This is a genomic window from Desulfotomaculum copahuensis (assembly GCF_001655685.1).
Classification (GTDB): domain Bacteria; phylum Bacillota; class Desulfotomaculia; order Desulfotomaculales; family Desulfovirgulaceae; genus Desulfotomaculum_G; species Desulfotomaculum_G copahuensis.
Map to the genome: position 1 here is coordinate 1 of NZ_LYVF01000124.1, position 777 is coordinate 777.

Consider the following 777-nt stretch of genomic DNA (forward strand, 5'->3'; position numbering starts at 1 on the left):
GCGAACCGGCCGCCGGGTTTCAATACCCGGTAAGCCTCACGCAAAACACGGTCCTTGTCCGACGAGAGATTAATTACGCAGTTGGAGATAATCACGTCCACAGTGTTCCCGGGAAGAGGTATATCTTCTATGTGCCCCTTCAAAAACTTCACGTTCTCCACACCGGCCCGGGCCACATTCGACCTTGCTTCAGCCAGCATCTCATCAGTCATATCCAGACCGTAAGCCTTTCCGTACGGCCCCACCCGCCGGGCGGACAGCAGTACATCCAGGCCCGCCCCGCTGCCCAGATCCAGAACCACTTCCCCCGGGTGCAATTCAGCCAGGGCCGTGGGATTGCCGCAGCCAAAAGAAGCAGCCACCGCATCCGCAGGCAGTCCGGCAACCTCTTCAGGCCGGTACAAGTCCCCGGTAATCACACTGGCGGCCCGGCTCAGGGAATCCCCGGAGCAGCAGCTTGCCGGACTTTCACCGCAGCAGCCGGTTTTGCTTTTGATCGCCCGGGCATATTTCTCCCTGACCAACTCCCTGATATCTTCAGCCATTAAAAACACTCCTTGCGTTAAAGTTTTTTGTTTATTCTTCCTTTTCCAAGTCAAAGTCCCGGTTCAGCTGCTCGATGTACCGCCTTAGCGTTTGTGTGTTAATAAAATACACCTTCCATCTGCCCCGGGGCTTTTCAATAACCAGCCCGGCTTCGGTCAGTTCTTTCATGTGGTAGGAAACCCGGGACTGGATCATGCCCAGAACAGCCATCAGTTCACAGTTGCACAGGCC

General features: G+C 55.7%; 2 protein-coding genes. Both read right to left on the minus strand.

Annotated elements, in window-relative coordinates; genetic code table 11:
- Nucleotides 1-545 (minus strand): methyltransferase domain-containing protein (locus A6M21_RS07880; RefSeq protein ID WP_151191853.1); only part of this gene is annotated, 545 nt, incomplete at its 3' end.
- 31 nt (nt 546-576) lie between these two features.
- Nucleotides 577-777 (minus strand): ArsR/SmtB family transcription factor (locus A6M21_RS07885; protein WP_151191854.1); only part of this gene is annotated, 201 nt, incomplete at its 5' end.